The organism is Streptomyces sp. NBC_01217, assembly GCF_035994185.1.
In the GTDB taxonomy this organism is placed as follows: Bacteria; Actinomycetota; Actinomycetes; order Streptomycetales; family Streptomycetaceae; genus Streptomyces.
The window spans coordinates 4,603,047-4,626,712 of the sequence record NZ_CP108538.1 but is presented as its reverse complement, the minus strand read 5'-3'; the positions used below and the strand labels follow the sequence as shown (position 1 = coordinate 4,626,712).

Annotated in this window: 20 protein-coding genes and 1 pseudogene; 10 read left to right on the top strand and 11 right to left on the bottom strand. The window is 67.9% G+C overall.

Going from position 1 to position 23,666, the window contains the following annotated elements:
- The first annotated feature begins 58 nt into the window (after window positions 1-58).
- The 3 genes from OG507_RS20390 (at window position 59) to OG507_RS20380 (ending at window position 2,826) form a co-directional block, all read left to right on the top strand.
- A complete protein-coding gene (locus tag OG507_RS20390) occupies window positions 59-1,189 on the top strand; it encodes a cystathionine gamma-lyase (RefSeq protein ID WP_327368634.1) in 1,131 nt (376 codons plus the stop codon).
- Between the two features lie 197 nt (window positions 1,190-1,386).
- Entirely contained in the window at window positions 1,387-2,283 is an 897-nt protein-coding gene (locus OG507_RS20385) for a LysR family transcriptional regulator (RefSeq protein ID WP_327368633.1), read from the top strand.
- A 63-nt stretch (window positions 2,284-2,346) separates the two neighbouring features.
- Window positions 2,347-2,826 carry an NUDIX hydrolase gene (locus tag OG507_RS20380; RefSeq protein ID WP_327368632.1) on the top strand — a complete coding sequence of 160 codons (480 nt, stop codon included), beginning with the start codon at window positions 2,347-2,349 and terminating at the stop codon, window positions 2,824-2,826.
- A gap of 83 nt (window positions 2,827-2,909) precedes the next feature.
- Here OG507_RS20380 and OG507_RS20375 read toward each other — a convergent pair.
- Window positions 2,910-4,049: pseudogene (locus tag OG507_RS20375) on the bottom strand (globin domain-containing protein); the annotation flags it as partial.
- 383 nt (window positions 4,050-4,432) lie between these two features.
- Between OG507_RS20375 and OG507_RS20370 the strand changes: the two are divergent.
- Window positions 4,433-4,960 carry a DUF2269 domain-containing protein gene (locus OG507_RS20370; protein WP_327368631.1) on the top strand — a complete coding sequence of 176 codons (528 nt, stop codon included), beginning with the start codon at window positions 4,433-4,435 and terminating at the stop codon, window positions 4,958-4,960.
- A gap of 5 nt (window positions 4,961-4,965) precedes the next feature.
- On the top strand, window positions 4,966-5,853 hold the full coding sequence (locus tag OG507_RS20365) for a GNAT family N-acetyltransferase (RefSeq protein WP_327368630.1): 888 nt from the start codon (window positions 4,966-4,968) through the stop codon (window positions 5,851-5,853).
- Window positions 5,854-5,899: 46 nt separating this feature from the next.
- On the opposite strand, the gene OG507_RS20360 is transcribed toward OG507_RS20365, so the two are convergent.
- Together OG507_RS20360 and OG507_RS20355 are read right to left on the bottom strand one after the other, a co-directional pair.
- Window positions 5,900-6,331 carry a GlcG/HbpS family heme-binding protein gene (locus OG507_RS20360; RefSeq protein ID WP_327368629.1) on the bottom strand — a complete coding sequence of 144 codons (432 nt, stop codon included), beginning with the start codon at window positions 6,329-6,331 and terminating at the stop codon, window positions 5,900-5,902.
- Between the two features lie 96 nt (window positions 6,332-6,427).
- Window positions 6,428-7,639 (bottom strand): MFS transporter, encoded by a 1,212-nt coding sequence (locus tag OG507_RS20355; RefSeq protein WP_327368628.1) that lies wholly within the window; start codon window positions 7,637-7,639, stop codon window positions 6,428-6,430.
- A 141-nt stretch (window positions 7,640-7,780) separates the two neighbouring features.
- On the opposite strand from OG507_RS20355, the gene OG507_RS20350 reads away from it, so the two are divergent.
- The 3 genes from OG507_RS20350 to OG507_RS20340 all read left to right on the top strand — a co-directional run bounded on the left by OG507_RS20350 (window position 7,781) and on the right by OG507_RS20340 (window position 9,976).
- Window positions 7,781-8,248, top strand: coding sequence for a MarR family winged helix-turn-helix transcriptional regulator (locus tag OG507_RS20350; protein ID WP_327368627.1), 468 nt, complete (start codon window positions 7,781-7,783; stop codon window positions 8,246-8,248).
- Window positions 8,249-8,331: 83 nt separating this feature from the next.
- Window positions 8,332-8,784, top strand: coding sequence for a GNAT family N-acetyltransferase (locus OG507_RS20345; RefSeq protein ID WP_327368626.1), 453 nt, complete (start codon window positions 8,332-8,334; stop codon window positions 8,782-8,784).
- A 28-nt stretch (window positions 8,785-8,812) separates the two neighbouring features.
- Window positions 8,813-9,976 (top strand): winged helix DNA-binding domain-containing protein, encoded by a 1,164-nt coding sequence (locus OG507_RS20340; protein WP_327368625.1) that lies wholly within the window; start codon window positions 8,813-8,815, stop codon window positions 9,974-9,976.
- 38 nt (window positions 9,977-10,014) lie between these two features.
- Here the strand turns inward: OG507_RS20340 and OG507_RS20335 are convergent, their stop codons facing one another.
- Window positions 10,015-11,397, bottom strand: a complete 1,383-nt coding sequence (locus tag OG507_RS20335) for a serine hydrolase domain-containing protein (protein WP_327368624.1) — start codon at window positions 11,395-11,397, stop codon at window positions 10,015-10,017.
- Window positions 11,398-11,570: 173 nt separating this feature from the next.
- Window positions 11,571-12,329, bottom strand: a complete 759-nt coding sequence (locus OG507_RS20330; protein WP_327368623.1) for an SDR family NAD(P)-dependent oxidoreductase — start codon at window positions 12,327-12,329, stop codon at window positions 11,571-11,573.
- Window positions 12,330-12,526: 197 nt separating this feature from the next.
- On the opposite strand from OG507_RS20330, the gene OG507_RS20325 reads away from it, so the two are divergent.
- Window positions 12,527-13,426, top strand: a complete 900-nt coding sequence (locus OG507_RS20325; protein ID WP_327368622.1) for an AraC family transcriptional regulator — start codon at window positions 12,527-12,529, stop codon at window positions 13,424-13,426.
- Between the two features lie 149 nt (window positions 13,427-13,575).
- Here the strand turns inward: OG507_RS20325 and OG507_RS20320 are convergent, their stop codons facing one another.
- Window positions 13,576-14,172 carry an MBL fold metallo-hydrolase gene (locus OG507_RS20320; protein WP_327368621.1) on the bottom strand — a complete coding sequence of 199 codons (597 nt, stop codon included), beginning with the start codon at window positions 14,170-14,172 and terminating at the stop codon, window positions 13,576-13,578.
- Window positions 14,173-14,433: 261 nt separating this feature from the next.
- Here OG507_RS20320 and OG507_RS20315 point away from each other — a divergent pair, with 261 nt between their 5' ends.
- Window positions 14,434-15,225 carry a DUF6193 family natural product biosynthesis protein gene (locus tag OG507_RS20315; protein ID WP_327368620.1) on the top strand — a complete coding sequence of 264 codons (792 nt, stop codon included), beginning with the start codon at window positions 14,434-14,436 and terminating at the stop codon, window positions 15,223-15,225.
- Window positions 15,226-15,233: 8 nt separating this feature from the next.
- On the opposite strand, the gene OG507_RS20310 is transcribed toward OG507_RS20315, so the two are convergent.
- The 5 genes from OG507_RS20310 to dnaB all read right to left on the bottom strand — a co-directional run bounded on the left by OG507_RS20310 (window position 15,234) and on the right by dnaB (window position 23,245).
- Complete coding sequence (locus OG507_RS20310; RefSeq protein ID WP_327368619.1) at window positions 15,234-17,609, bottom strand: TniQ family protein; 2,376 nt, start codon at window positions 17,607-17,609, stop codon at window positions 15,234-15,236.
- A complete protein-coding gene (locus OG507_RS20305; protein ID WP_327368618.1) occupies window positions 17,606-18,724 on the bottom strand; it encodes an AAA family ATPase in 1,119 nt (372 codons plus the stop codon). Before OG507_RS20305 ends, OG507_RS20310 begins: the two co-directional genes overlap by 4 nt.
- Window positions 18,721-20,850: a helix-turn-helix domain-containing protein gene (locus OG507_RS20300; protein WP_327368617.1), complete on the bottom strand. Its 2,130-nt coding sequence runs from the start codon at window positions 20,848-20,850 to the stop codon at window positions 18,721-18,723. Before OG507_RS20300 ends, OG507_RS20305 begins: the two co-directional genes overlap by 4 nt.
- Complete coding sequence (locus OG507_RS20295) at window positions 20,847-21,569, bottom strand: TnsA-like heteromeric transposase endonuclease subunit (protein ID WP_327368616.1); 723 nt, start codon at window positions 21,567-21,569, stop codon at window positions 20,847-20,849. Before OG507_RS20295 ends, OG507_RS20300 begins: the two co-directional genes overlap by 4 nt.
- A gap of 197 nt (window positions 21,570-21,766) precedes the next feature.
- Complete coding sequence (gene dnaB, locus OG507_RS20290; RefSeq protein ID WP_327368615.1) at window positions 21,767-23,245, bottom strand: replicative DNA helicase; 1,479 nt, start codon at window positions 23,243-23,245, stop codon at window positions 21,767-21,769.
- Window positions 23,246-23,666: the final 421 nt, after the last annotated feature.

Genomic DNA, 23,666 nt, shown 5'->3' with positions numbered 1-23,666 from the left:
TACTGAAACAGTGCAGGCAGGACCGGTGGCACACCGGGGAGAGAAGTGAGGAAGCGGTATGAGCACCATGGGTGACGGAACCCGGGCGGTACGGGCCGGGCTGCCCGAACCGGAGCAGTTCGAGCCCACCCTGCCCGGGCCGGTCTTCGCAGCGCACTTCCATCTCTCCGGTGAACCGGCCGGTCCGTACACCTACGGCCGGGACACCAATCCGACATGGACGCATCTGGAACGCGCCATCGGCGAGCTGGAGGCGCCGGGGGAGCCGGTCGAGACCACCGTCTTCGCCTCCGGAATGGCGGCGATCTCGGCCGTGCTGCTGTCCCAGGCGCGTACCGGCGATGTGATCGTGCTGCCCGACGACGGCTATCAGGCGCTGCCGCTGGTGCGTGAGCAGCTGGAGGCGTACGGCGTCGAGGTGCGGACCGCGCCGACCGGCGGCGATGCCCAGTTGGCGGTCCTCGACGGCGCCAAGCTGCTGTGGATCGAGAGCCCGTCCAATCCTGGGCTCGATGTCTGCGACGTGCGCCGACTCGTCGGGGCCGCACACGCGGCAGGCACGCTGGTGGCCGTCGACAACACCCTCGCCACACCGCTCGGCCAGCGCCCGCTGGAACTGGGGGCCGACTTCTCGGTGGCCAGCGACACCAAGGGCCTGACCGGACACGGAGACATTCTGCTCGGCCATGTGACCTGCCGCGATCCCGAACTGGCCGCGGGGGTACGGCGCTGGCGCAAGGTCGTCGGTGCGATTCCGGGGCCGATGGAGGCCTGGCTCGCGCACCGTTCGCTGGCCACGCTGGAGCTGCGGATCGACCGCCAGTGCGCCACCGCCCTGACCCTGGCCGAGGCACTGGGCAAGCGCCAGGAGGTGACCGGGCTGCGATACCCCGGCCTGCCCACCGACCCTTCGTATCCGAACGCCGTGCGCCAGATGCGGCGCTTCGGCTCCGTGGTGTCGTTCGTACTGCCCGACCGCGAGCGGGCCGAGCGCTTCCTGACCGAACTGCGGCTGGTCGACGACGCGACGAGCTTCGGCGGCGTGCGCTCCACCGCCGAGCGGCGGGCACGCTGGGGCGGTGACGCCGTACCCGAGGGCTTCATTCGCTTCTCGGTCGGCGCCGAGAACCCGGACGACCTGGTGGCCGACGTGGAGCGGGCACTGGACGCGGCGATGAGCGAGAGCTGAGCCGCAGACCGCCGGTACGGACGGCCCGAGCCTCCCCCCTCATGGCTCGGACCGTCCCGGTTCCCCATATGAAGAACCGCCTGAACAAGGCTAATTGACTCTCAGTCAGTGTCCAATCACAGTAGCGACAGCGACCTATCGACATATTTATAGTTGTACGGGTCCCAAGCGTCGCGAGGGTGGGAGGGGGCGGGAACATGGACCTGGCCCTGCTGCGCACATTCGTCACGGTGCACCGGGCCGGTTCCTTCACCAGGGCCGCCGCCCTGCTCGGCCTCTCCCAGCCCGCGGTCACCTCGCAGATCCGCACCCTGGAGCGGCAACTGGGCCGCCCGCTCTTCCTGCGCAGGGCCCGCGGCGTGACCCCGACAACGATCGGCGACGAGCTCGCGCACCGGGCGGCGCCCCATCTGGACGCACTGATCGAGATCGCCGAGACCGAGCTCGACGAGGAGTCTGGCGTACGGACGCTGCACCTGGCCGGGCCGCCCGAGTTCACGTCGATACGCGCCCTGCCGGCGCTCACCCCTCTCATCGCCCAGGGCCTGGCTCTGCGCAGCTCGTTCTTCACCGGCGCCGATGAGACACTGGAGGGGCTGGCCGCCGGTCACCAAGATCTGGCCATTGCGACGGCCCGACCGCGCGGTGGACTGCTCACCGCGACTCCGCTCTGCGACGAGGAGCACGTACTGATCGCCGCGCCGCGCTGGGCCGGGCGCCTCGGGCCCGGGACCTTGCGGCACAAAGGACCCGCGGTGCTGGACCAGATGCCGGTCGTGGAGGTGCACGAGAGCCTGCCGCTCGTCTCCCGCTACTGGGCCGCCGTCTTCGACAGCCGGCCCGCCGCTGCGGGGGCCGTCATCGCGCCGGATCTCCGGGCGGTCCTGGAGTGCACGGCGGCGGGCGCCGGACTCACCGTACTGCCGCGTTATCTGTGCGAGGGAGCGCTGGAGCGGGGCGAGGTGGTGGCGCTCCTTGACCCTCCCGTGCCTCCGCTGCGCACCTACTTCCTGGCAGTACGGACCGGCACGCTCGCGCTGCCGCACATCGCGCGAGCGCACGAGTGGCTGCTGCGCGCCGCCGCCGACTGGTGAGCGCTGGGCGGTCCGGCGCGGGTCCGGTGTTTCAGAACCGGTTCCGTGGGCCACTCTCTTGCCATGACCGAACGTCCTGTGGTCAAGCGCACCGCACGCGCCATCCTCCTCGACGGCAACGACCTCGTCCTCATCAAGCGCACCAAGCCCGGGGTGGATCCGTACTGGCTCACCCCCGGTGGCGGGGTCGAGCCCGAGGACGCAACCGTCGTCGACGCCCTGCACCGCGAGGTGGACGAGGAACTCGGCGCCAAGATCACCGATGTGGTTCCCTGTTTCGTCGACACCGTGGAGCACATCGAGGGCGGTGGAGTGAAGGGCGTCAAAGTCCAGCACTTCTTCGTCTGCCGTCTTGAGTCGATGGACCTGTCCCGTCGCCACGGCCCCGAGATCGAGGACCCCTGCGGGGAGTACGACGTCGTACGGGTGCCGTTCAGCCGGATGGGGATCGCCGCCGTTCATCTCGTACCGCTGTCGCTGCGGCACTACCTGGACGGCAATATCGAGGGCGTACGGGCGATGCACGCGCCCGATCTGGGCTGACCGGCTGCCGCTGTTTCTTTCCTGCCCGCTCTTCCGGCCGGTGCGCGGCGGGGGCCGCCGCTGCCCGGTTCGGGCGCCGGCGGTCAGGCGGGGGCGATGCCCGCCAGTTCCTCGACGGAGTCGTGCCGGATGCGCTCGGCCGGCATGCCGATGCCCCTGAGCACGTCCACGCTGCTGCGGATCATGCCGGGCGGGCCCGAGAGATAGGCGTCGTACTCGTGCCATGGGCCGCACCGGCGCACGGCCTCGGGCAACGGTCCCTTCAGACCGCCCGACCCCGTCCCCGGGCCGGTGGAGACCACCGGCCGCACCGCGAGCCAGGGATAGGTCTTCTGGAGCCGCATCATCGTGTCGATGTCGTACAGATCTCGGTCGCTGTGTGCCCCGTAGAAGACCTCCACGGGACGCCGGTCGCCGTGCTCCGCCACGTCCTCGACGAGCGCCTTGATGGGCGCGATGCCCGTGCCGCCGCCCAGGCAGAGCAGACCGTTGTGGGTGGAGTGGTCGACCGTCATCGAGCCCGCGGGCGGGCCGAGGCGCAGGATGTCGCCGGGCCGGGCCCGGTGCACCAGGGCATTGGAGACCCAGCCGGCCGGTACCGCCTTGATGTGGAAGGTGAGCAGACCGTCGGGACGGGGCGCCGAGGCGAAGGAATAGTGCCGCCAGATGCGGGGCCACCACGGCGTCTCCATCGTCACGTACTGGCCTGCGAGGAAGGGATAGGCCTGGTCGGGGCGGACCGTGAGGACCGCTATGTCGCGGGTCCTGAGGTCGTGGGAGACCACCTCGGCATGCCACCAGGCCGGAGCCCGCTGCTCGTCCTCGGCGGCCGCATCGATCATGATCTGCGAGATCGCGGTGTAGGCACGGACCCACGCCGCTTCGGTCTCCGCGTCCCAGGTGGTGATCGCATATCGGCTCAGCGCCCCGAGGAGCGCCTCGCCGACCGCGGGATAGTGCGCGGAGAGCGTGCCGTACTTGCGGTGTCCCCGGCCCAGTTCTCCGAGGTGGTCGGACAGCGCCCCGGGGTCGTCCAGCCGGTCGGCCGCGGTGAGGATCGCGCGGAGAAGGCGGTCGCGCTGATGATCCATCGCGACCGGAAACAACGCGCGCAGATCAGGGTGCCGGATGAAGAGCAGGGCGTAGAAGTACGAGGTCGCCTGATCCGCGACGGGCGAGATCTCGGCCAGGGTGCGGTGGATCAGGGTCGCGTCGGGAGATCCGCCCGTTCCGTCTTCGGTCCACCCGGTGGCCGGAGCATCCATGCTGTGCCTCGCCTAGAACGTCTTCTGGTCGCCTTGCGCACTCACACGGCCCGCGGGCCGTGTCCCAGCATGCCTCGCCGCGAATGCAGACCGGATAAATAGCCGGAAGTCCGGGTATCCGAACAGGTTTTACCGATACGCTCCCTTGTCCCATGGCCGAGCCGTGAATCCATGGCAGCCGCCCATATCCGCATCGGTGGGGCGGTGTACGCGCCGGCTCTCCTTCAACTAGCGATACGAGAAGGCCGCAGAGGAACGGCGGCCGTACGCCCGGGCGAGTACGCGCGGTTACTCCCGCTGTCAGACGCCCGACCGCCTGCGTTCCGGGCACCGTGTTTCACGTGAAACCACTCAAACGCTCCGCTCGCCGCAGCCTCCTCGTCGCACATGTCTCGGTATCCGTGAGCTGGCTGGGGCTGACCATCGGACTGCTGACGCTCGGAGTCACGGCCTTCCTCACCGGTGACCCCGCCACCGCACACGCCGCCACCCGCGCCATGAAGATCTTCGGAGACTGGCTGATCGTCCCGGTCGCTCTGTTCTCCCTGCTCAGCGGGCTCGTTCTGGCTCTCGGTACACCTTGGGGACTGGCCCGGCACCGGTGGGTCTGGACGAAGTTCTGGCTCACCCTGATCACCGCGGCACTGTCGATCTTCTCGTTGCGCCCCGGCATCAACGAGGCGGCAATGCGCGGCTCCGTCGATATCGACCTGGTGGTCGCTCCGTCGGTGGCGACGGCAACGTATCTGTTCATCACCGCGATATCGGTGCTGAAGCCCTGGGGGCTGACCCGGCGCGGCCAACGGCTGCGCACCCTGGCCGGAGCCGGTAAAAGAGTGGACGAGCGATCACCGCGTCGGACAGCCTGACCCTCATGCCCACCCCATTGCCCCGTCCGCTCGCCGAATTGCCCATCCGGCGTCTCGTCCTGGGTGACCTGGTCGCCTGTGCCGATCTCTGCGAAGACCGCGGATGGCCACGCGATGAGCACAGGTGGGGTCTGCTCCTCGCCGCAGGAACCGGCTACGGCATCGACGATCCCGGGGGCAAGGGACTGATGGCCGCCTGTGTGGTGACCTCCTACGGCCCGCGACTGGCTGCCATCGGCATGCTGCTCGTCGCCGAGCGCTATGCGCGCCAGGGGGTCGCACGTCGCCTGATGCGCCATTCAATCGACGGGGCCGGAGACACGCCCCTCAGTCTGTATGCGACAGCTGCGGGGCAGCCGCTCTACGAACAGCTCGGTTTCGCGGCCGTGGGCCGTGCCCAGCGGGTCACCGGATTCTTCCGGCCGACCGGCGACGGGGCGTCCGCCGCGGTGGTCCGTCCGGCTACAACTGTCCGTCCGGCCACGGCGGAGGACCTGCAGGCCTTGGTCCGGCTGGACTCGGATGTCTTCGGCACCGACCGGACGCATGTGCTCGCCCGGCTGCCCGCGTACGCCGACCACATACGGGTCGCGGAGGACGGCGGAAAGCTCGTCGGATACGCGGCGACCTGGCCGAGCGCCCGCACACATGTGGTCGGCCCGCTGATCGCGCCCGACACCGCCACGGCGCAGGCGCTCGTCGCCTCGCTCGCGGAGGCGACGGATCTTCCCCTGCGCGCGGACATCGATGCGCGCCATGAGGAGCTGCTCAGTTGGCTCAAGGAGTGCGGTCTGCAGGCCGGCTCGGTGACCACTGTGATGACGTACGGGACCCCGGACCTGCCGGGCGACTGGACCCGTCGCTACGCTCCATTGACCGTAGCGACGGGCTGACTCGCGCGGCCTCGAACCGACATCGGCCCTGGCCCGGTCATGAGCGTCAGGCGAGAGCCTTCACAGCGGTCGTCGCGAAGCCGTGGTCCTGGTCGGGGGCGCCTCCGCCGACGCCGATGGCGCCGATGAGCCGGCCGTCGCGGTGGACCGGGACACCACCGGCGATGAAGAGCAGCGGTCGGTCGAGGGCGGTCGGCAGCGTGTGGAAGAGCCCGCCCGGCTGGACCGCGTCGACGAGGTCGGCGGTGGGGGCGTTGAGCTGAAGGGCTGTGTACGCCTTGCGGGTGCTGGTCTCGCCGGCGATGAGGACGGCCCGGTCGTCCCGCCGGAAGGCCAGCAGGTGCCCGCCCGCGTCGAGGATCGTGACGGCAACGGCGACACCGGCGGCTTCAGCGGCACTGCGGGCCGACTCGATGAGCGCCTCGGCGTCCTGGGTGGTCAGCGGGGCGACGGCAACGGTGCTGGTGCTGGTGCTCATGGAAATGACTCCTTGGTTCGATGTTGTGCTGTGTGAGAGGGAATGGGGATGGTGTGTGAGGCGACGGTGCGTCAGGGGGGGTGGTGTGTCAGAGGGTCAGCGCTGGGCCGCAGGGGTCGCGGCCGGTTCGGGGCTGTGCTGGGCGACAAGTCGGCCCCCGGTGACCGTGCGACGTTCCAGAACGCCGGAGACCACCGCGAGGACCAGGGCGGAGGCGGCCAGAACGGCGCCGACCCAGTTGGGCGCGGTGTAGCCAAGCCCGGCCGCGATGACGAGGCCACCGAGCCATGCCGACAGCGCGTTGCCGAGGTTGAAGGCACCGATGTTGACGGCGGAGGCGAGGGTCGGAGCACCGGATGCCTGGTCGAGCACCCGCTTCTGCAGCGGCGGCACGGTGGCGAAGCCCAGTGCCCCGATCAGCACGATGGTGACGGCTGCCGCGATCTTGTTGTGGGCGGTCAGCGTGAACAGGGACAGGACCACGGCGAGAGCGCCCAGCGACACGTACAGCATCGGCATCAGATGGCGGTCGGCGAACTTGCCGCCGAGCAGGTTGCCGCCCACCATGCCCAGTCCGAAGAGGACCAGTAGCCAGGTGACGGAGGACGCGGAGTATCCGGCGATCTCGGTCATCATCGGGGTGATGTAGGTGATCGCGGCGAAGACTCCGCCGAAGCCGAGCACGGTCATCGCCATGGCGAGCAGGACCTGCACATTGCGGAACGCCGCCAGCTCGTGGCGGAGCCGTACTCCCTCGGGCCGGGGCTGCTCGGGGACGAGCCTGGCCACGCCGAGAAGGCCGATGACACCGAGCGCGGCGACGACGAAGAACGTGGTCCGCCAGCCGACGCTCTGTCCGATGTAAGTGCCCAGCGGTACGCCGACGACATTGGCGACGGTGAGGCCCGTGAACATCATGGCGATCGCTCCGGCCTTCTTCTGCGGGGCGACCAGATCGGCCGCGACGACCGATCCGATGCCGAAGAAGGCACCGTGGGCGAGTGAGGCGATCACCCGTCCGGCGAGCATCACGCCGAAGACCGGGGCGACGGCGGAGACGACGTTGCCCACGACGAACAGCCCCATCAGCAGCATCAGCATGCGCTTGCGGGTGACCCGGGTGCCGAGGACCGTCATCAGCGGAGCGCCGAGGACGACGCCGAGGGCGTATCCCGTGACAAGGAATCCTGCGGTCGGGATCGACACCTGGAAGTCCGCGGCAACCTCGGGGAGCAGCCCCATGATCACGAACTCGGTGGTTCCGATACCGAAAGCCCCAATGGCGAGGGCGAGGAGCGCGAGCGGCATGGGTTTCACCTTCCCTGAAGATTGCGTCTGCGCCTTACGAGCGTCCACAATAATTGCAGACGCCGATTAATTGCAAGCGCGGGCTATTGCAATAGTCGCCTATCCTGGACGCAAGCAGCTCCGACACGGAGGAGAGACCCGATGACAGCGACAGACCCCGCACTGACCGCCCTCTCCCAGAGCTGGTGCGCGCTCTCCCTGCTCCACGGGAAGATCGAGGCCCGTATCGAGCGGGCGCTGCAGACCGGGCACGGGCTCAGCGTGCGGGAGTACTCCCTGCTCGATGTCCTGAGCCGGCAGCACAACGGCCCCGGCGGCCATCTCCAGATGAAGCAGGTCGCGGACGCCGTCGTGCTCAGCCAGAGCGCCACCACCCGCCTGGTCACCCGCCTTGAGGACCGCGGACTGCTGACCCGGTATCTCTGCGACACCGATCGCCGCGGCATCTACACCGATGTCACCGATGCCGGCCTCGCCCTGCTCTCCGAGGCCCGGCCGACCAATGACACCGCCCTGCGCGCCGCACTCGACGAAGCCGCCAGGAATCCCGAGCTGGCCCCGCTCGTCAGGGCGGTCGAAGCGCTGAAGGCCCCCGTACCGGTCGCATGAGCAGCCAGGCAGCCGCTGCGAGCGCCCCGGGGCGGGCCGGGGATTCCCCGCACCGTGCGCCCGATCTGCGTAGTCTGCCGGCCATGAGCGATCTGGAGATACGCCCCGCGGCCCTCACCGACATTCCCGCGATCGTGGCCATGCTCGCCGACGATCCGCTGGGTGCACAGCGTGAGTCGCCGGACGACCTCACCCCGTACGGCACCGCATTCCGGCGGCTGACAAAAGACCCGAACCAGCACCTGGTCGTCGCCGTGCGTGCGGGCCGCGTCGTCGGAACCCTGCAGCTGACGGTCGTCCCCGGGCTCTCCCGACGCGGCTCGACCCGCTCGGTCATCGAGGGCGTCCGCGTCCATGCCGAGGAGCGCGGAAGCGGTCTCGGCACGCGGCTGATCGAATGGGCCGTGGATGAATCCCGGCGCCATGACTGCCAGTTGATCCAGTTGACGTCCGATGCAACCCGGACCGATGCCCATCGCTTCTACGAGCGGCTCGGTTTCACCGCCAGCCATGTGGGCTTCAAGCTCACGCTCTGATCGCCGTCCGGAATCCGAGAGGTTGTCTGTGCACCGCATCAGTGACGAACAACGCAGGATCAGACTCGGTCGGCGACATCTGCTGGCCCCGTCCGCACGGACCGTGTCCCCCGTGACCGTGGCCGACGCGGTCGTCGCTCTGCACGCCTCCGACGCCGCCACCGTCTTCCTCTCCGCGTGCGCCCGGATGTCCGAGGCAAGCGTCGCCGCAGTGGAACGGGCGCTCTACGAAGATGTCTCGCTGGTCCGGCAGCTCTCCATGCGCAACACCCTCTTCGTCGTATCGCAGGAACTCGCCCCGTACGTTGACGCATCGAACGCCCGGGCCGTGGCCGCCAAGGAACGCCGCACCTTCCTCAAGCACCTGGCGAACGACGGCAGTGGACTGGACGAGCACTGGCTCGCCGACACCGAACAGCAGACCCTTGCCGCCCTGACGGCCCACGGTCCCGTCACCGGCAGCGAACTCTCCGCCGCCGTGGCTGCCCTGCGCGCCAAGATCACGGTCTTCCCCGGCAAGAAGTACGAGGGAGTGCAGGGCGTCGCCTCCCGTGTCATCCGGATCCTGGCAGCCGAGGGCCGCATCCGCAGGGACCGGCCACGCGGTTCCTGGACCTCCAGCCAGTTCCGCTGGACCTCGACCGCGCCCTGGCCGTCCGAGGAACCCGCGCAGGCGCAGGCGCAACTGGCACGACGCTGGCTCCGCTCCTACGGTCCGGCGACCGAGGCCGATCTCAAGTGGTGGACGGGCTGGGGGCTGGGTCAGGTCCGCAAGGCACTGGCAGCGGTCGGAGCCCAGGAGGTCCTGCTCGACAACGGCGCCACGGGCTGGGTCCTGCCGGAGGACCTGGGACCGGATGCGGCCCCGGAACCCTGGGCCGCGCTGCTTCCGTCACTCGACCCCAGCGCGATGGGCTGGGCCGATCGCGGATTCCACCTTCCCGACGGCCATCGGGAGGCGCTCTTCGACCGGTCCGGCAACATCGGCCCGACCGTGTGGTGGAACGGCGAGATCGTGGGCGGCTGGGCACAGCGCGCCGATGGTGAGCCGGTCTGGCGGCTGCTCTCCGACGTCGGCCGGGATGCCACCGCCGCGATCGAGACGGAAGTATCCCGGCTGTCGCAATGGGTGGGCCGGGCTCGCATCACTCCACGCTTCCGTACCCCGCTGGAACGGGAGTTGACGACCTGAGCCGGCCGCCCCCTCCCGTTTCACGTGAAACGTGGGGCTCAGGCTTCCAGGCCCCGCCAGCCGCCCTCGTCCACGCCGCCGGGAACAGCCGCCGCGGGGTCGTACGGCTCCCGTGTGAAGACGAACGACCCCAGGTCGAGATGGTTCACGCTGCCGTCGCCGTTCCGGACGATCCGCAGCGTCTCCCCCGCGTAATAGCCGTTGAGACCGATCCAGGTACCGTCGGGCTGTGCGGCGAACCGGGCGCCGCGTCCGTAGCCTCGTAGAGGCCCAAGCTGCAGCCCGCCGTCCGAGGTCAGCCGCAGGGCGTTGGCATGTGTGCCCCAGTACCAGGGCCCGGTCAGCGCGAGCAGCTCCGCGTCGGCCTCGGGCAGCGGGCGCCAGGGCTCCGGGATGCGGGGCTCGGCCTCGGCGACAATCTTCACGAGGTCGGCGGCAACGCTGCCGGCCAGCACCCCCGACGTGGTGTTGGTGAACACGACGGCCGCCACATCGTCCTCGACGCTGAGCCACAGGGCGGCCAGGAAGCCGGGCAGCGAGCCCGTGTGCCCGAAGAGCGTGCGGCCGTCCCTCCGTACGAGCTGAAGACCCAGGCCGTAATGGGATTCCCAGTCACCGGACTCGGCCGGCGCGGACGGTTCACGCATCTGCTCCACGGAGGCGGCGCCGAGCACCCGGTCGTCCCCCTCTGCGAGAAAGACCGCGAAGCGGAGGAGATCGCCGGTCGTGGACCAGAGCTGGCCGGCCGGGGCCATCAGCCCGAGATCCTCGACCGGTTCGGGCAGCATGACATCGGCCCAGGGGTGCACGGCCCAGCCACCCGCGTGCGGTGCCAGCGGCTGGGGGCTCGTACGGTGCATGCCCAGCGGTTCCAGGATCTCGCGCTGGAGCACCTCCGCCCAGCTCGCCCCGCGCACCTTCTCGATCAGGGCGCCCAGCAGTGTGTAGCCGGGGTTCGAGTAGTGGTGCCGACGGCCCGGGATGTGCATCCGCGTCTGCCCGCCGAGTACATCGGCCAGCTCGGGCCGCAGGGTGCCCGGGGTCCTCTCCCACCAGGGTGCGGGTGACTCGGCTCCCAGTCCCGCACTGTGGCCCAGGAGTTGGTGAACCGTGACTCCGCCGACGCCCGTGCCGGGCAGATGCTTCTCCAGCGGGTCCTCCAGGTCCAGGAGTCCCTCGTCGCGCAGCCGAAGGACCAGCACCGCCGTGAATGTCTTGGTGATCGAGCCGATCCTGAACTGGGTGTCGGCGTCGGGGGCATGGCCGTCCACGCAGCTGCGGGAGCCACTCCAGACGGTCTGCCCCTGCCGCTGTACCGCGGCGACGAGCGAGGGTGTCCGGCCCTCCGACTGCGCGACGGCGATGCGGTGCAGCAGAGCGCGCTGCGTACCGGGGAGCAACTGTTCAGATGGGGAGGTCATGCTCAACAACTACCCGCAAAGCCCGGGGTGTGGCGAACCCATTTCGGCGACTCCTGGAGTGTCCGGGAGGCCACGAGTTCGCACAACTGGGCATACGGGCCGGCTACCTCGCCGTGCTTGGACTCCGCCTGGAGGCCGCGCGACCGCCGCCGGAGATGCCACTGTTCCTGTAGCTACAGGTTGTAGCCACCGGCGGCCTCGATGTCCTGCGCGGTGATCCAGCCGCCCTCCTCCGAGAGCAGGAAGGCGATCACCTTGCCGATGTCCTCGGCCTCGCCGACCCGGCCCAGCGCGGTCTTCGCGGCGATCGGCGCGATGACCTCGGGGTACTTCGCGAAGGCGTCGTCGGCGAGGCGGGTGCGCGTGGGGCCCGGAGCGACGGAGTTCACGCGGATGCCTCGTACGCTGAGTTCCTTGGCGAGATAGCGGGTGAGCACGACGAGGCCGCCCTTCATCGAGGCGTAGGCCGAGTAGCCGGGTTCCAAGCCCGAGGACAGAGCCGAGTTGCTGGTGACGTTGACGATGGCGCCGCCGTCCTGCAGCAGCGGCAGCATGGTCTGGGTGAGGAAGTACGGCCCCTTCAGGATGACCCGCACGAACGTGTCGAACAGCTCCTCGGTGGTGTCCTCGAACATCGACATCCGGCCGAACCCGGCATTGTTCACGAGGTACGTGACGGAGTCCGCCTGCCAGGTGTCGGCAAGAGCGCGGCACACAGACTCCCTGAAGGCGGGAAAGGTCTCGCTGCGGCCGATGTCCAGAGGCAGCGCGACGGCGGCGCCGCCGAGTTTTTCGATCTCCGCGACGGTCTCGTGGGCTCCCTCGGGGTTCTTGTTGTAGGTCAGGATGACGCCGGAACCGCGCTTGGCGATCTGGACGGCTGCGCCCCGGCCGATGCCGGAGCTGGCGCCTGTGACGATGGCTGTGGTCATGGGTCTTGTTCCTTCCATGCGGTGCGGCCGCACCGTGTCCGGTCGGTCCGGACTGCCGAATGCTCTCGCCGCTTTCCTCAATCGAAGCAGCACCACCCCAGGAATCCATAGACAAATCCTGGCACTCTCTTGCCTCATCCTGCTTGTTATGCCAGGAACGGGTATCCGCCACGACGCGTGGATGATTCAATCGATACATGCTCCTGGACGAGTTGCGCACCCTCATCACCCGGCATGCTCACGACGGCGGGACCGCCGCTCTGGACGGAGTGCTCGTCTCCCTCGTGACGGAGCCGGCCCCTCCGGCAACGTCCACCACAGGCACTGTGCTGGCTCTCATCGCGCAGGGTGCCAAGAGTCTCGCGCTCGGCGACCGTATCTACGAGTACCGCGCTGGGCAGTACCTCGTGGCATCCGTCGACCTGCCCGTCACCGGCCAGTTCACCGAGGCCAGCCCGGCTGAGCCCGCGCTCGGCTTCGGACTCGTCCTCCGGCCGTCGGTCATCGCGGAACTGCTGCTGGATCCGGCGGCCGGCGACTTCCGGCGCGTCGGCCGCGGCGTCGCGGCGCCGTCGGGAATCGCCGTCAGCGACGCCTCCGACGAGCTCATCGACGCCGCGGTACGGATGCTGCGCCTGCTCGACCGACCGCGCGACCTGCCGGTGCTTGCCCCGATGGTCGAACGGGAGATCCTCTGGCTGCTCATGACGGGGGAACAGGACGCCACCGTCCGCCAGCTCGGCCTCGCCGACAGCAGCCTGAGCTGCGTGGGCCATGCCGTCCGCTGGATCCGCGACCATTACGCCGACACGATTCGGGTCGACGACCTCGCCCAGACCGCACGGATGAGCCCATCGGCCTTCCACCGCAGCTTCCGGGCGGTCACCGCGATGAGCCCGATCCAGTTCCAGAAGCAGATCCGCCTGCAGGAGGCACGCCTGCTGCTCATCGCCGATCCGGGCGACGTCGCGGGCACTGCCTACGCGGTCGGCTATGAGAGCCCCTCGCAGTTCAGCCGCGAATACCGCCGCCAATTCGGCACGCCACCCGGCAAGGACGCCGCACGTCTGCGCGAAACGGCACTCGCGACCGGATAGCGATCGGGGGCCGGGGGTCCGTCGAGTCCTCGCAGGACCACTGCTCGTGGTCCAGCAGGGTCCAGGGCCCATAGCTGCGGGCCGGCCGGGCACTCCCGCCGGATAGGACAGAGCCCTGGCTGTGTCAATTTGCGAGTCTGGACATCACTTCAGACGGATTCGCCGGGCATCAGATACCGGTAACCGCTGTCGGTCTCCTCGGCGAGCCAGCCGTTGACGCTGCTGAGGCCGCGACCGTTGATCTGCGCGTCGTGGATCGGGAACGCCCGCTGCGGTTTGATCGCCTTCACGAAGTCGATCGCCTCCGCCGTCTTCATCCACGATCCTTGGGCCGGAACCAGGAGCGTCTCGATCGGCTGCTCGGGGACGTGCAGCGAGTCACCAGGGTGGTAGATCGCCTCGTCGATGATGTAGCCGAGGTTCGCACAATCCGGTTCGCCGGCGTAGATGAACGCGTGACGCCCGCCGACCGGCTGTACGCGGAAGCCGGCAGCAGTGAACTCCACACCTGAGGAAACCGCCGTGACCTCCAGCCGTGGAATGTTCGCTTCGGCCGGGGCGTAAACCGGCACGCCGAGCCCCGCCAGGCGAAGGACATCAATGTGATCGGCGTGTTCGTGAGTCACCAGCACTGCGTCCGCGCCGATCAGGGCAGCCGGCTCGCTCCACGTCCCGGGATCGATGACCAGCACCCGGCCATCGCGCTCGAACCGCACACATGCGTGGGTGTACTTCGTGATCCGCATGGCGCCCAACCGTACGCCGACAACACCACTCCACGCCCGCTGCTCCCGGGCTGGACACATGGGCCGACTGAACCACCCGACGTTGCTGAGATACGGGCTCGATTACTGAACCGGATCGGCCCCCACAAGTGTAGGATCTCGCGTCTCATGGCATGACACAGCCCGCTGACCTGGTGCGGTGCGACCTGTCTCACCGTGCGGCATGGAAGATCCGTCTCACGAGGGTGGCCATTTCCTCAGCGCAGACGGCAGACTCCGGCGGTGACCTCGAACTCCCCGCGCCCCGCTCGACACGAACCAACTCCCGCCGACCCTGTTCTCTATCCGGATCTTGCGGCTGCCGGCAGTCTGGCTGCGGCCTTGGCACTGGCTGCTGCCGAGCAGGGGCTGGACCTAGATGCGGTGCTGAGCGACGACTCGGACCCGCTGCGGACAGCCAGCGTGGCCAGCACAGCTCCTGACCGGGAACCCTGCTGGATCTTCATCGGGTCAGAGAGCCGTTGGTTCAACATCAATGGCCTGCGTCAAGGCGTTCAACTGCTCTCGGGCTCGACCTCCGATCTGGAAAAGCTGGCCCGAGCCGCAGCAGGTTGGCGAAACGGGGCCCGGCTCCGCGAGATCGAGAAGGCTGCCCCCTTCATCAAGGTGAGCGAACTGGCCGAAGCGCATGAACGCGGTCCAGCCGAAGCGGTCACTGTGCAGTGGCGGCTCCTCTTGGAGGACTTGCGCCAGGAGGCCGATCGTCTCGACCTCGCCCGCCAGACACTGGCGCTCGCCGAGACTGCGTCGACCGACCCGAAGCTGCGGCAGTTGTATCCGTTCACCAGCCACTGGTCACTTCACTTCACGACCTGCACCGGGTTCCCGTACTCATGGGACGTGCCGTTCGTCGACCCACTGAGCGACGGACGATACCGAGTCTGCGGGCCTTCCCGCGGGACAGTCGTCGGTGAAGCTGACACGGCAGAGGAGGCCATCTCCATGGTGGTGGAGAGACTTCCGGCGAACTGCGGGCCAGCAATGGCTGGCTCCAGCAGTCAGCGTCGGGACTGACTCCCTCCCTACTCCTCGGCGTGATCGGTTGCGCGGAGGGCAGTGTGGTGGCTTCTTCCTCCAGGAGAGCGGAGGGGGATGTTGTGGGTGTGGGCCCATCGGGCCATGTTCGTGGGGCTCATGTCCTTCTCTCGGGCGAGGTCGGCCAGCGTCCGGCGATGGACGACGTACTGCTCCGTCAGCCAGTCCTTCTCGACTACTCCGCGACGTCTGTAGTCCCGGTTCCCGCTGCGCAGAGAGACGCCGTATTCCCGCGCGAGAGCGGTCAGCACCTTCCGGGAGAAGCCGGTGAGCTCGGCGATGTCGTCAAGAGAGCGGTGCTCGTCGAGGTAGAGGCGGGAGAAGGTGTCGGGCGGCACTTCCTGGCGTGCCCGCATGCGGATGCGGGGCATGGGTCTCACTGTGCTCTTCGGCGGAGGTTCGGGTGCTGGGCGTTCGTCCAGAATGTGCCGGACCGCCTCGATGCTCGTGCCGAGGACATCGGCTGCGTACTGAACCGGGTTTTTGTGCTGGCGAACGAGTCGGTGCAGACGGGAGACGTCGATGTGTGCTGGGTCGGGACCGGGAAGTTCGAGTCCGCTCAGCAAAGTGGCGGGAGGATGCCAGGTCACGGGCTCGTCGCGGATACGGTGCTCGGCGAGGAAGATTCTGGCTTCGTAGGCCAGCGCTTCGGCCAGCTTGGGGGTTTGCACGGCGGCAAAACGGGCGGCTTGGGCTCGGAACTCTGCTTCGTTGAGTCTTTGGTGGTCGGGGGCCGCTTCGAGGGGAAGCCCACTGATGCGCTGGAACAGGTGGCTGCGGGCAATGCGTTCACGGCGGCCGCTTCCCGGGCTTGTGTCTGTGCGGCGGCAGATCTCCAGCCAGCGTTCGGTCGGCAGCAGATTCGTGTAGTCCAGACCACGGCGTCGCCGGTAGTCGACGGGAACGTGAACAGCATCGAGGTGGTCGGCCAACCGAACCAGAGCTCTAACGGTGTCCGGCCAATGCGGCTGGTCGTCGAGCATCTGCAGGATGCGGGAGATGTCGATTCTGTCGGTGACTCCTCCGAGGTAGGCGGCGGCTTCCTCGAAGGTAGTCCGGCTGTCGACGGTCAGGAGCATGGCGGCCAGGACCGGGGCGAGCGTGCGGGGATAGACGCCATCGGATGGGACGAGCCGTGTTGTCCATAACTTCCAGAACGTGCTCGGGATCTTCCGGGCCCGTTGGGCGATGTCCTGGCTGGTCTTTCCCGGGCGTCTGGGCAGGTCGGTGGGTGTGCAATATCGGATGTGTTCGCTAGGGCGCAAGGACGGTGCCAGCGCCGCCAGTTGAACTCCCTTCAGCACGGGGCTCAGGCCACGTCCCCAGCTATCGATGCTGGTGGAGGTGATCTGCCAGAGCTCGTCCCGCATCGCCTCCAGTAAGCCGCGCATCGCGGCCCCTGCCTGGTGGATGTCGGGCTGATCAAGAACGTGCAGGGCGATGATCGCCCCGACGGCAATACTCGCCGCTCGTGGTGGCGCCATAAAACCGGGCCGTTCAGTCGCCCGCAGGGCGAGCCGGGAGCCCGGGTCGGGGGTGAAATGCTCCTCGGCGATGTCCGCCGGAACCAGGCTTCTGGCGACGTGCTCTGGAAGGTCGGCCAGCACCCGCCCACCGATAGCCCGGACATCTGCCAGTGCCGTCTGGGACTGCTGGGGGCTGATCGCGTAGGTGCCGAAGGCTGCGGTTCCGGACTCAATGACATCCCTCAGCTTCTCCTGCGCCGCGAGCGCGGGATGTGCTGCAGGCAGCCAGAGCGTATGAGTCCGTGAGAAATCGAAACCGCAGCCCCCAGGACCTCGACCATCCTGGTGGGCGGACGGATTGCCGCAGACTCCCGGGTGAGGGACGACCCTGCCCGAGCGGGGGCGCTGACGGGGGATACGTCCGCACTGCGGACAACAGTCCGCCAGCAGGCGGCCGTGACGGGGACAGGCGAACGCCCAACCCAGTCGCCAGAACAGCTGCCATCGGCCGTCGGTATCCCTCAGGCAGTCTGGACAGAACCGGGAGCCTCGACTGCGGCCCCAGAGAACGTGCCGGTTCACGTACCGACGCTGGAAGTCGATGCGCGCGGCCCTGGAGTCGTAGTGGGCGAGAGTAAGGGTCGTGACGGTCTGCTCGTCCAGCCCACTTGCGTGCGCGACGGCCGCGGTCTGCTGCCCGTTGAGCAGGACCGTCCAGTCCGGGGGAATGTCCCGAAGGTGGTTCCCGGACCGCTCCCTGACCGGGAACCCCAGATGTCGCAGCACTTCACCGAGCGAGGTGTCCAGCCGTCGTGCCAGCGCCTCCAACCAGGAATCCAGGGCTTCGCCGGGCAGCGGGGGCAGCCGGATCGGCAGGGTGCGGGCCGGCGGTCTCATGCGGCTCGTCGGCTCCGGGATCGCGGACGGCTGGTCAGCCGCTTCTTCTCCAACGCGGCCTGAAGCTCGAGGCGGGCCGCCTCGGATGCCTCATCGTTCTTCACCCGGTCCATCAACTCCTGGTCGAGACGTTCGGCGCCGGTGCGGACCGCCCGCTGGCAGCCGCGGTTGATCAGCGTCATCAGCGAGCCGATGTGTCCGGTACTGCGGGCGAAGAGGTAGTCGGACAGGTCGTCCGCGAGCATGCCGGGGTGCTTGTCGGTGAGCACGAGGCGCTGTTCGAGGGCCAGCAGCATCTGCCGCCATTCCCGTCGCCCGGCCTCCGCTTCGATGGTGAACGGACGCAGCCCCAGACGGGTGGTGCGACGGCCCGTCTGGGCCAGAGCGGTGTCGCGCCCGTTGGTTCCCTCGCCGAACAGGCCCTTCTCGGCAAGTTCGACCCCCACCATCAGCAGCGTCACCGGGAACTCGTTGGCGATCCACTTCAGGTGATTGCTCACCTCGATGCCGCTGTTCTGTCCCCATCTCAAGAAGTGCAGATCGTCCAGAACAACCAGTCGGACATCGCAGGACAACACGCAGTCCAGCACCCGCCGTCCGAACTGGGCGGTGGTGCCACGTCCCTGTCCGGGGTGGCCGAAGAACTCCAGCATGGCCCGGTTGAGGTCCTTCATCCCGGTGTTCCCGGTCAGCCCGACCCGGCAGACCGGGATCCGCTCGTGTCCCTGGCTTGTGAACGGGCCCGACTCATCGATCTCCCGCTGGTGGAAGTCGCGGGCGAAGGCAAGCACCGAGGTTGTCTTGCCCAGTCCCGGGAACGCGTCGACGGCAACCGCCCCCTTGGCCTTGTCGCCGTCGTGCTCGTTGCTGTCGACGATGTCCCACAGGTCCTCGTGCAGTTGCGCCAGTTGCGGTGTCTTGATGGGGCCGATGTTCGCGTGCCACTTCCGGCGCTGCCGGTCGTAGTCCGCCCGTGCCTGCGTGGCCAGGGACTTCAGCTGCTTGCGGGTCAGTAGATCGGGCCGGCTGCGGCGGGGGCTCTCGGCGAACGCCTTGAAGTCCTCCTTCCGCGACAGGGCGAGATTGTCCGGCTCCGGAACACTGCTGTCGTTCACACGTCCTCCAGAGCATCGGCGTAGAAGTCGTTCCCTTCGGCGAGGTCCTCCAGATCGGCCTCGTCGTCATCACCCGTTTCCGTCACCGCGCCGGGCTTCTGCGGTTTCGCGGTCTCCTCGTCCTGACCGAGGGCCTTGCGTACGGACGGAAGCGAGACGACCGTCCCCGCCTCACTCTCCGGAAGTTCGATGGCGGCCTGCTCGCGCGAGAGCCGCAGGGCCATGCGCCGCTCGGCGATCGTGGTGCCCAGTCCGAGGTTCCACCGCTCCAGCAAGTCAGCAACGGCGAGCCGGTCGTCGGGAAAGCGATACTTCGAGGCGGCCAACTGCCGGGCGAATGTCAACGCGTCCTCGCTCAGCGGCATCTCAACCGACGGCGCGTGCTCCCAGACCAGCGTGTGCCAGGCCCGGGTGGCCGAATCGCGGAAGTAGATCCGGGTGATGTCGTCGGGGTCTACCTGGAAAGGCCAGCCGTTCTTCACCGGCCCGGCATACGGGCTTCGCAGTCCCGGCTCGGGCAGGCCGGGGCCGTTGTAGCGGCGCCGACCGATCTCGACCCCGTAGTGCTGGACCGTGCGCCACTTCGTGGCGAGGAACTCAAAGGCCAGATCCTTGTCCCGCGGGACTTCAATCCAGCCGGCCCTGGCCATCCCGTGCTCGAACATCTTCGCTGGGGACATCCTCAGCCCCGGCACCCCTGGATCGACCAGACTCGCGTGCGGCCTGCAGTGATAGACCACCGCCGTCCACTCTTGGATCATCGCCTCCAACTCGTCCAGGAAGAAGAACGCATCGTCCTCCGCAGCCTCGCCCCGAGAGTGGATGTCCGGCCCCTTGTAACCGGGAAGCGCCTCAAGCAGCCCTTCCCTCAAGGTCCGGAAATACCGCTCCACCGGTCCCTTGTCCCGGCCCGTCCGCAGCCTCGCCGGCTGGATCGATATCCCCATCCGGCGGCAGACGCTCGTCAGATGCTCCGAGACGTAAACCTTGCCATGATCGACCACCAGCGTCTCGGGCACCAGCGGTGGCGAGGCCAGCCCGGGACCGACGGCACCCTCGACGTCGACCAGGACCGTGCGCGGGATGCCATGCTCGGGCCAGACCGCACCGCGCGGCCAGTCCCGCCCCGCCGGCCTCGGCCGAAACGACTGGAACAGCACCGCGCTGACATCTACCGCCTTAGTCGACACCGGCGTCAGCCGAATCCCTGTGATGCAGCGGGTGTACCAGTCCATCGCAACCGTCAGCTCGGCCTGCACCCACTTCAACGTCAGCGGATCGAACGCGAACACATCCAACCGCGTGGTGTCCATCAGCAGATACTCACCCGGCCGCGTCGGCCGCAGCTTCCCGTACGGACCCTCCGGACGATCCGCGATATCCCGGTTCCGCTTCGTACTCAGCCGGAACAGCGGATGCCTCCGCTCCAGGCCCTCCAGCACCCGAAACGCAGTCGCTCGACTCGGCTGCGGCACCACCTCCGGACCGAACCTGGCAACCACCCGGGCCCGCGTCCGCTCAATCACCAGCGTCCGCGACGGCTTCGACTGACCGGTGTGCTCGACCATCACCTCCAACGCGGTCTCCACCCAACGGTCATCGACCGACGGCTGCGTCGGCCCGGACAAACCGCGCTTCGAGACAAGCCCGGCCTCACCATGACGCCGGAAATCCGCGACCCATTGCTTGACCGAGCGGACCGACACCCCAAGTTCCCGAGCCTTCGCCGCGTACTTGGCCTCGGCCGACTCACCGGGCCCGTACTCGGTGCGAGGTTCTCCTGAGCGTGCGAGTTCCGCACTGCCCGAGCGGTAGCCCGTCAGGACCTCGCGGACATGTTCCGCTCGTTCGAGGACTTTCCGCCGTTCGTCATCACGCAGTTGACTCAGGACAACTGAAGCGATCTCCCCAGCGTCATCTGCCGACGGACCGGCCTGGTCAGGAACGATCTCGGCACGGTCGGAGAACAACAGCTCCTTCAGGGACAGCCGCCGGACGCAGCCATGCCCGTCCTTGAGGACCACCTCGTTTCCCATGGTCGTCGCCGCCAGCTCGACCACTTCGACGCTCTCTCCGTCGTAGCAGAATCGCGTACCGACTCCGACGCGAGCCCCGGCCCTGCTCATGCCGGCTGCCGCAGCGTGCGCGACGGGCCGAGCGGCTGGTCGAGATCGGTAACAAGACTCTGCGTCCAGAGCAAATGATGGATGACTGACCGGACTTGGGGTCCCGAATGGCCAGGCAGACAGGTCGCGGCCCGTCCCAAGGGCACTCCATCGAGATCAATTACACGAAGCTCTTCCAGCAGTGCGGCGCTAAACAGCCAGTCCCGGCGGTAACCCGCCAGGAATCGGACGTTCTCCAGCTCCACCGTCGGAGGCTCGCTCCAGACCTCGTACTTCCATCCGCGCGCCTCCACCGCCTGCCGCGTCCAATTGAAGGTGAACGCGACCTCGGGCTTGGACACACGGTGGAGCGGCTTGACGTCAACGATCACCGGCACCTGGTCGGTGAACAGGAGATAGTCCGGGATGTGCTTGCGGATCTTCCCTTCCAGCACGGTCTGAAGCAGGAAGGGCTGAGCCACGATGCCGTGGACGCTGCGATCGAAGTCTGCGAAGAGCAATCGGGCTAGCTCCAGGCGGGATTCGTAGATCACGTGGTTGCGCATGGTCGCTGACCAGTAGGTACCCGAGTAGTGCTTCTGCCCTCGGTGCCAGCGGAATACCCGCCACGGCGCCGCAGAGGCCAACAGATCCTTGGAAACGGCCGGCCAGGCATACTCCTCAACCTCGTCGCCATTGTGGCGGCGCACTCTGACCACGACTTCCGCAGCAATGCCCACGACGTACCCCCACCCAGACCGTGGTCCGTACGACCAGACTGCCCGCCGTCGAGAGCGGACGCCTGAGCTCGGAGCCAAGTAGCCCGAAAGAGTGAACGCGCCGACCTGCTTGTCTCACGGCCACTGCATAAGTGCAGCCGATATGAAGCAGAGCGTGAGACTGTGCAGCGAAATCTGAGACCCTACAACAAGCCCGGTCAGGTCTGTGCCATGTCCACGAAGCGGGAGTAGTGGCCCTGGAAGGCCACGGTGATCGTCGCCGTCGGACCGTTACGGTGCTTGGCCACGATCAGGTCGGCCTCGCCTGCCCGGGGGGACTCCTTCTCGTACGCGTCCTCGCGGTGCAGCAGGATCACCATGTCGGCGTCCTGCTCGATGGATCCGGATTCACGCAGGTCGGAGACCATCGGCTTCTTGTCCGTGCGCTGCTCGGGGCCACGGTTCAGCTGGGAGAGCGCGATGACCGGGAGCTGTAGTTCCTTCGCGAGCAGCTTGAGGTTTCGGGACATGTCCGAGACCTCCTGCTGGCGGCTCTCGGCACGCTTGGAGCCGCCGGACTGCATCAGCTGCAGATAGTCGATGACTACGAGCTTGAGGTCGTTGCGCTGCTTGAGGCGACGGCACTTCGCCCGGATCTCCATCATGGAGAGGTTCGGGGAGTCGTCGATGTAGAGGGGTGCAGCCGAGACATCCGGCATCCGGCGGGCCAGCCGCGTCCAGTCCTCGTCGGTCATGGTGCCGGAACGCATGTGGTGCAGCGCCACCCGCGCCTCGGCCGAGAGCAGTCGCATCGCGATCTCATTGCGCCCCATTTCCAGGGAGAAGATCACGCTGGGCAGATTGCTCTTGATCGAACAGGCCCGCGCGAAGTCCAGGGCCAGCGTGGACTTACCCATGGCCGGGCGGGCCGCGATGACCACCATCTGGCCCGGGTGCAGGCCGTTCGTCAGGGCGTCGAGGTCGGTGAAGCCCGTCGGCACCCCGGTCATCTCGCCGCTGCGCGAACCGATCGCCTCGATCTCGTCGAGCGCGCCTTCCATGATGTCGCCGAGCGGCAGATAGTCCTCGCTGGTGCGCTGCTCGGTGACGGCGTAGATCTCGGCCTGCGCGGAGTTCACGATGTCGTCGACATCGCCGTCGGCCGCGTATCCCATCTGCGTGATCTTCGTACCGGCCTCGACGAGCCGCCTCAGGACCGCCCGCTCGTGGACGATCTCCGCGTAGTACGAAGCATTGGCCGCGGTCGGTACCGACTGGACCAGGGTGTGCAGATACGGGGCTCCGCCCACCTTGGTGATCTCGCCGCGCTTGACCAGCTCGGCGGCCACCGTGATCGGGTCGGCCGGCTCGCCCTTGGCATAGAGGTCGAGGATCGCCTGGTAGACGGTCTCGTGGGCGGGGCGGTAGAAGTCGTGGCCCTTGATGATCTCCACGACATCGGCGATGGCGTCCTTGGACAGCAGCATGCCGCCGAGGACCGACTGCTCGGCGTCGAGGTCCTGGGGCGGCACCCGCTCGAAGCCGGGGGAACCGCCCTCCCATCCGCCGCTCTCCCTGCCGCGTTCGTGCTGTTCGCCGCGGTCCCGGCCTTCGCCGCGGCGCTGGCGGGTAACGGGCAGACGGTCGCTGGGACCGGTGTCGGCCCAGGGGTCGTCCAAAGGCTCGGGAATGCTCACCGGGCCACCTCCTCCCGTCCGCTCCGCGGACCTCGCCGTGCCACTCTTTCTTACGGCACAGCACCGACAAACAAGACGCCCGACTCCGGTTCCGGCGCATCGAGTTCTGCGGGTTCCAGGGCCGAAACGGGGTGCGGGCGCCGGACCACGGTAGGCCGCTCAGCACCGTCAGCCAATCTGGTTATCCACAGGGCATGTGGACGACGCACCAGATGCTGTGGAGAACTCCACAGAACCTGTGCACGGAGCGGGGGACAGCACTGTGGACAAACTCATAGCACCCTCATTACCAGCTTCCTGACCTGGCCTTTCTCCATCCACGGGCTGTGGGGGAGAAAAACTTTCCAAGTCAGCACAAGATCACGACAAACAGCGCACCGGAGAACACCGAGTCCCAGAAAATGTAAGGACCTCATTGGCA

Excerpts from the sequence above, each read along its gene's own strand:
- OG507_RS20390 (WP_327368634.1), top strand. The coding sequence starts at position 59 with ATGAGCACCATGGGTGACGGAACCCGGGCGGTACGGGCCGGGCTGCCC.
- OG507_RS20385 (WP_327368633.1), top strand. The coding sequence starts at position 1,387 with ATGGACCTGGCCCTGCTGCGCACATTCGTCACGGTGCACCGGGCCGGT.
- OG507_RS20380 (WP_327368632.1), top strand. The coding sequence starts at position 2,347 with ATGACCGAACGTCCTGTGGTCAAGCGCACCGCACGCGCCATCCTCCTC.
- OG507_RS20365 (WP_327368630.1), top strand. The coding sequence starts at position 4,966 with ATGCCCACCCCATTGCCCCGTCCGCTCGCCGAATTGCCCATCCGGCGT.
- OG507_RS20360 (WP_327368629.1), bottom strand. The coding sequence starts at position 6,331 with ATGAGCACCAGCACCAGCACCGTTGCCGTCGCCCCGCTGACCACCCAG.
- OG507_RS20355 (WP_327368628.1), bottom strand. The coding sequence starts at position 7,639 with ATGCCGCTCGCGCTCCTCGCCCTCGCCATTGGGGCTTTCGGTATCGGA.
- OG507_RS20350 (WP_327368627.1), top strand. The coding sequence starts at position 7,781 with ATGACAGCGACAGACCCCGCACTGACCGCCCTCTCCCAGAGCTGGTGC.
- OG507_RS20345 (WP_327368626.1), top strand. The coding sequence starts at position 8,332 with ATGAGCGATCTGGAGATACGCCCCGCGGCCCTCACCGACATTCCCGCG.
- OG507_RS20335 (WP_327368624.1), bottom strand. The coding sequence starts at position 11,397 with ATGACCTCCCCATCTGAACAGTTGCTCCCCGGTACGCAGCGCGCTCTG.
- OG507_RS20330 (WP_327368623.1), bottom strand. The coding sequence starts at position 12,329 with ATGACCACAGCCATCGTCACAGGCGCCAGCTCCGGCATCGGCCGGGGC.
- OG507_RS20325 (WP_327368622.1), top strand. The coding sequence starts at position 12,527 with ATGCTCCTGGACGAGTTGCGCACCCTCATCACCCGGCATGCTCACGAC.
- OG507_RS20320 (WP_327368621.1), bottom strand. The coding sequence starts at position 14,172 with ATGCGGATCACGAAGTACACCCACGCATGTGTGCGGTTCGAGCGCGAT.
- OG507_RS20310 (WP_327368619.1), bottom strand. The coding sequence starts at position 17,609 with ATGAGACCGCCGGCCCGCACCCTGCCGATCCGGCTGCCCCCGCTGCCC.
- OG507_RS20300 (WP_327368617.1), bottom strand. The coding sequence starts at position 20,850 with ATGAGCAGGGCCGGGGCTCGCGTCGGAGTCGGTACGCGATTCTGCTAC.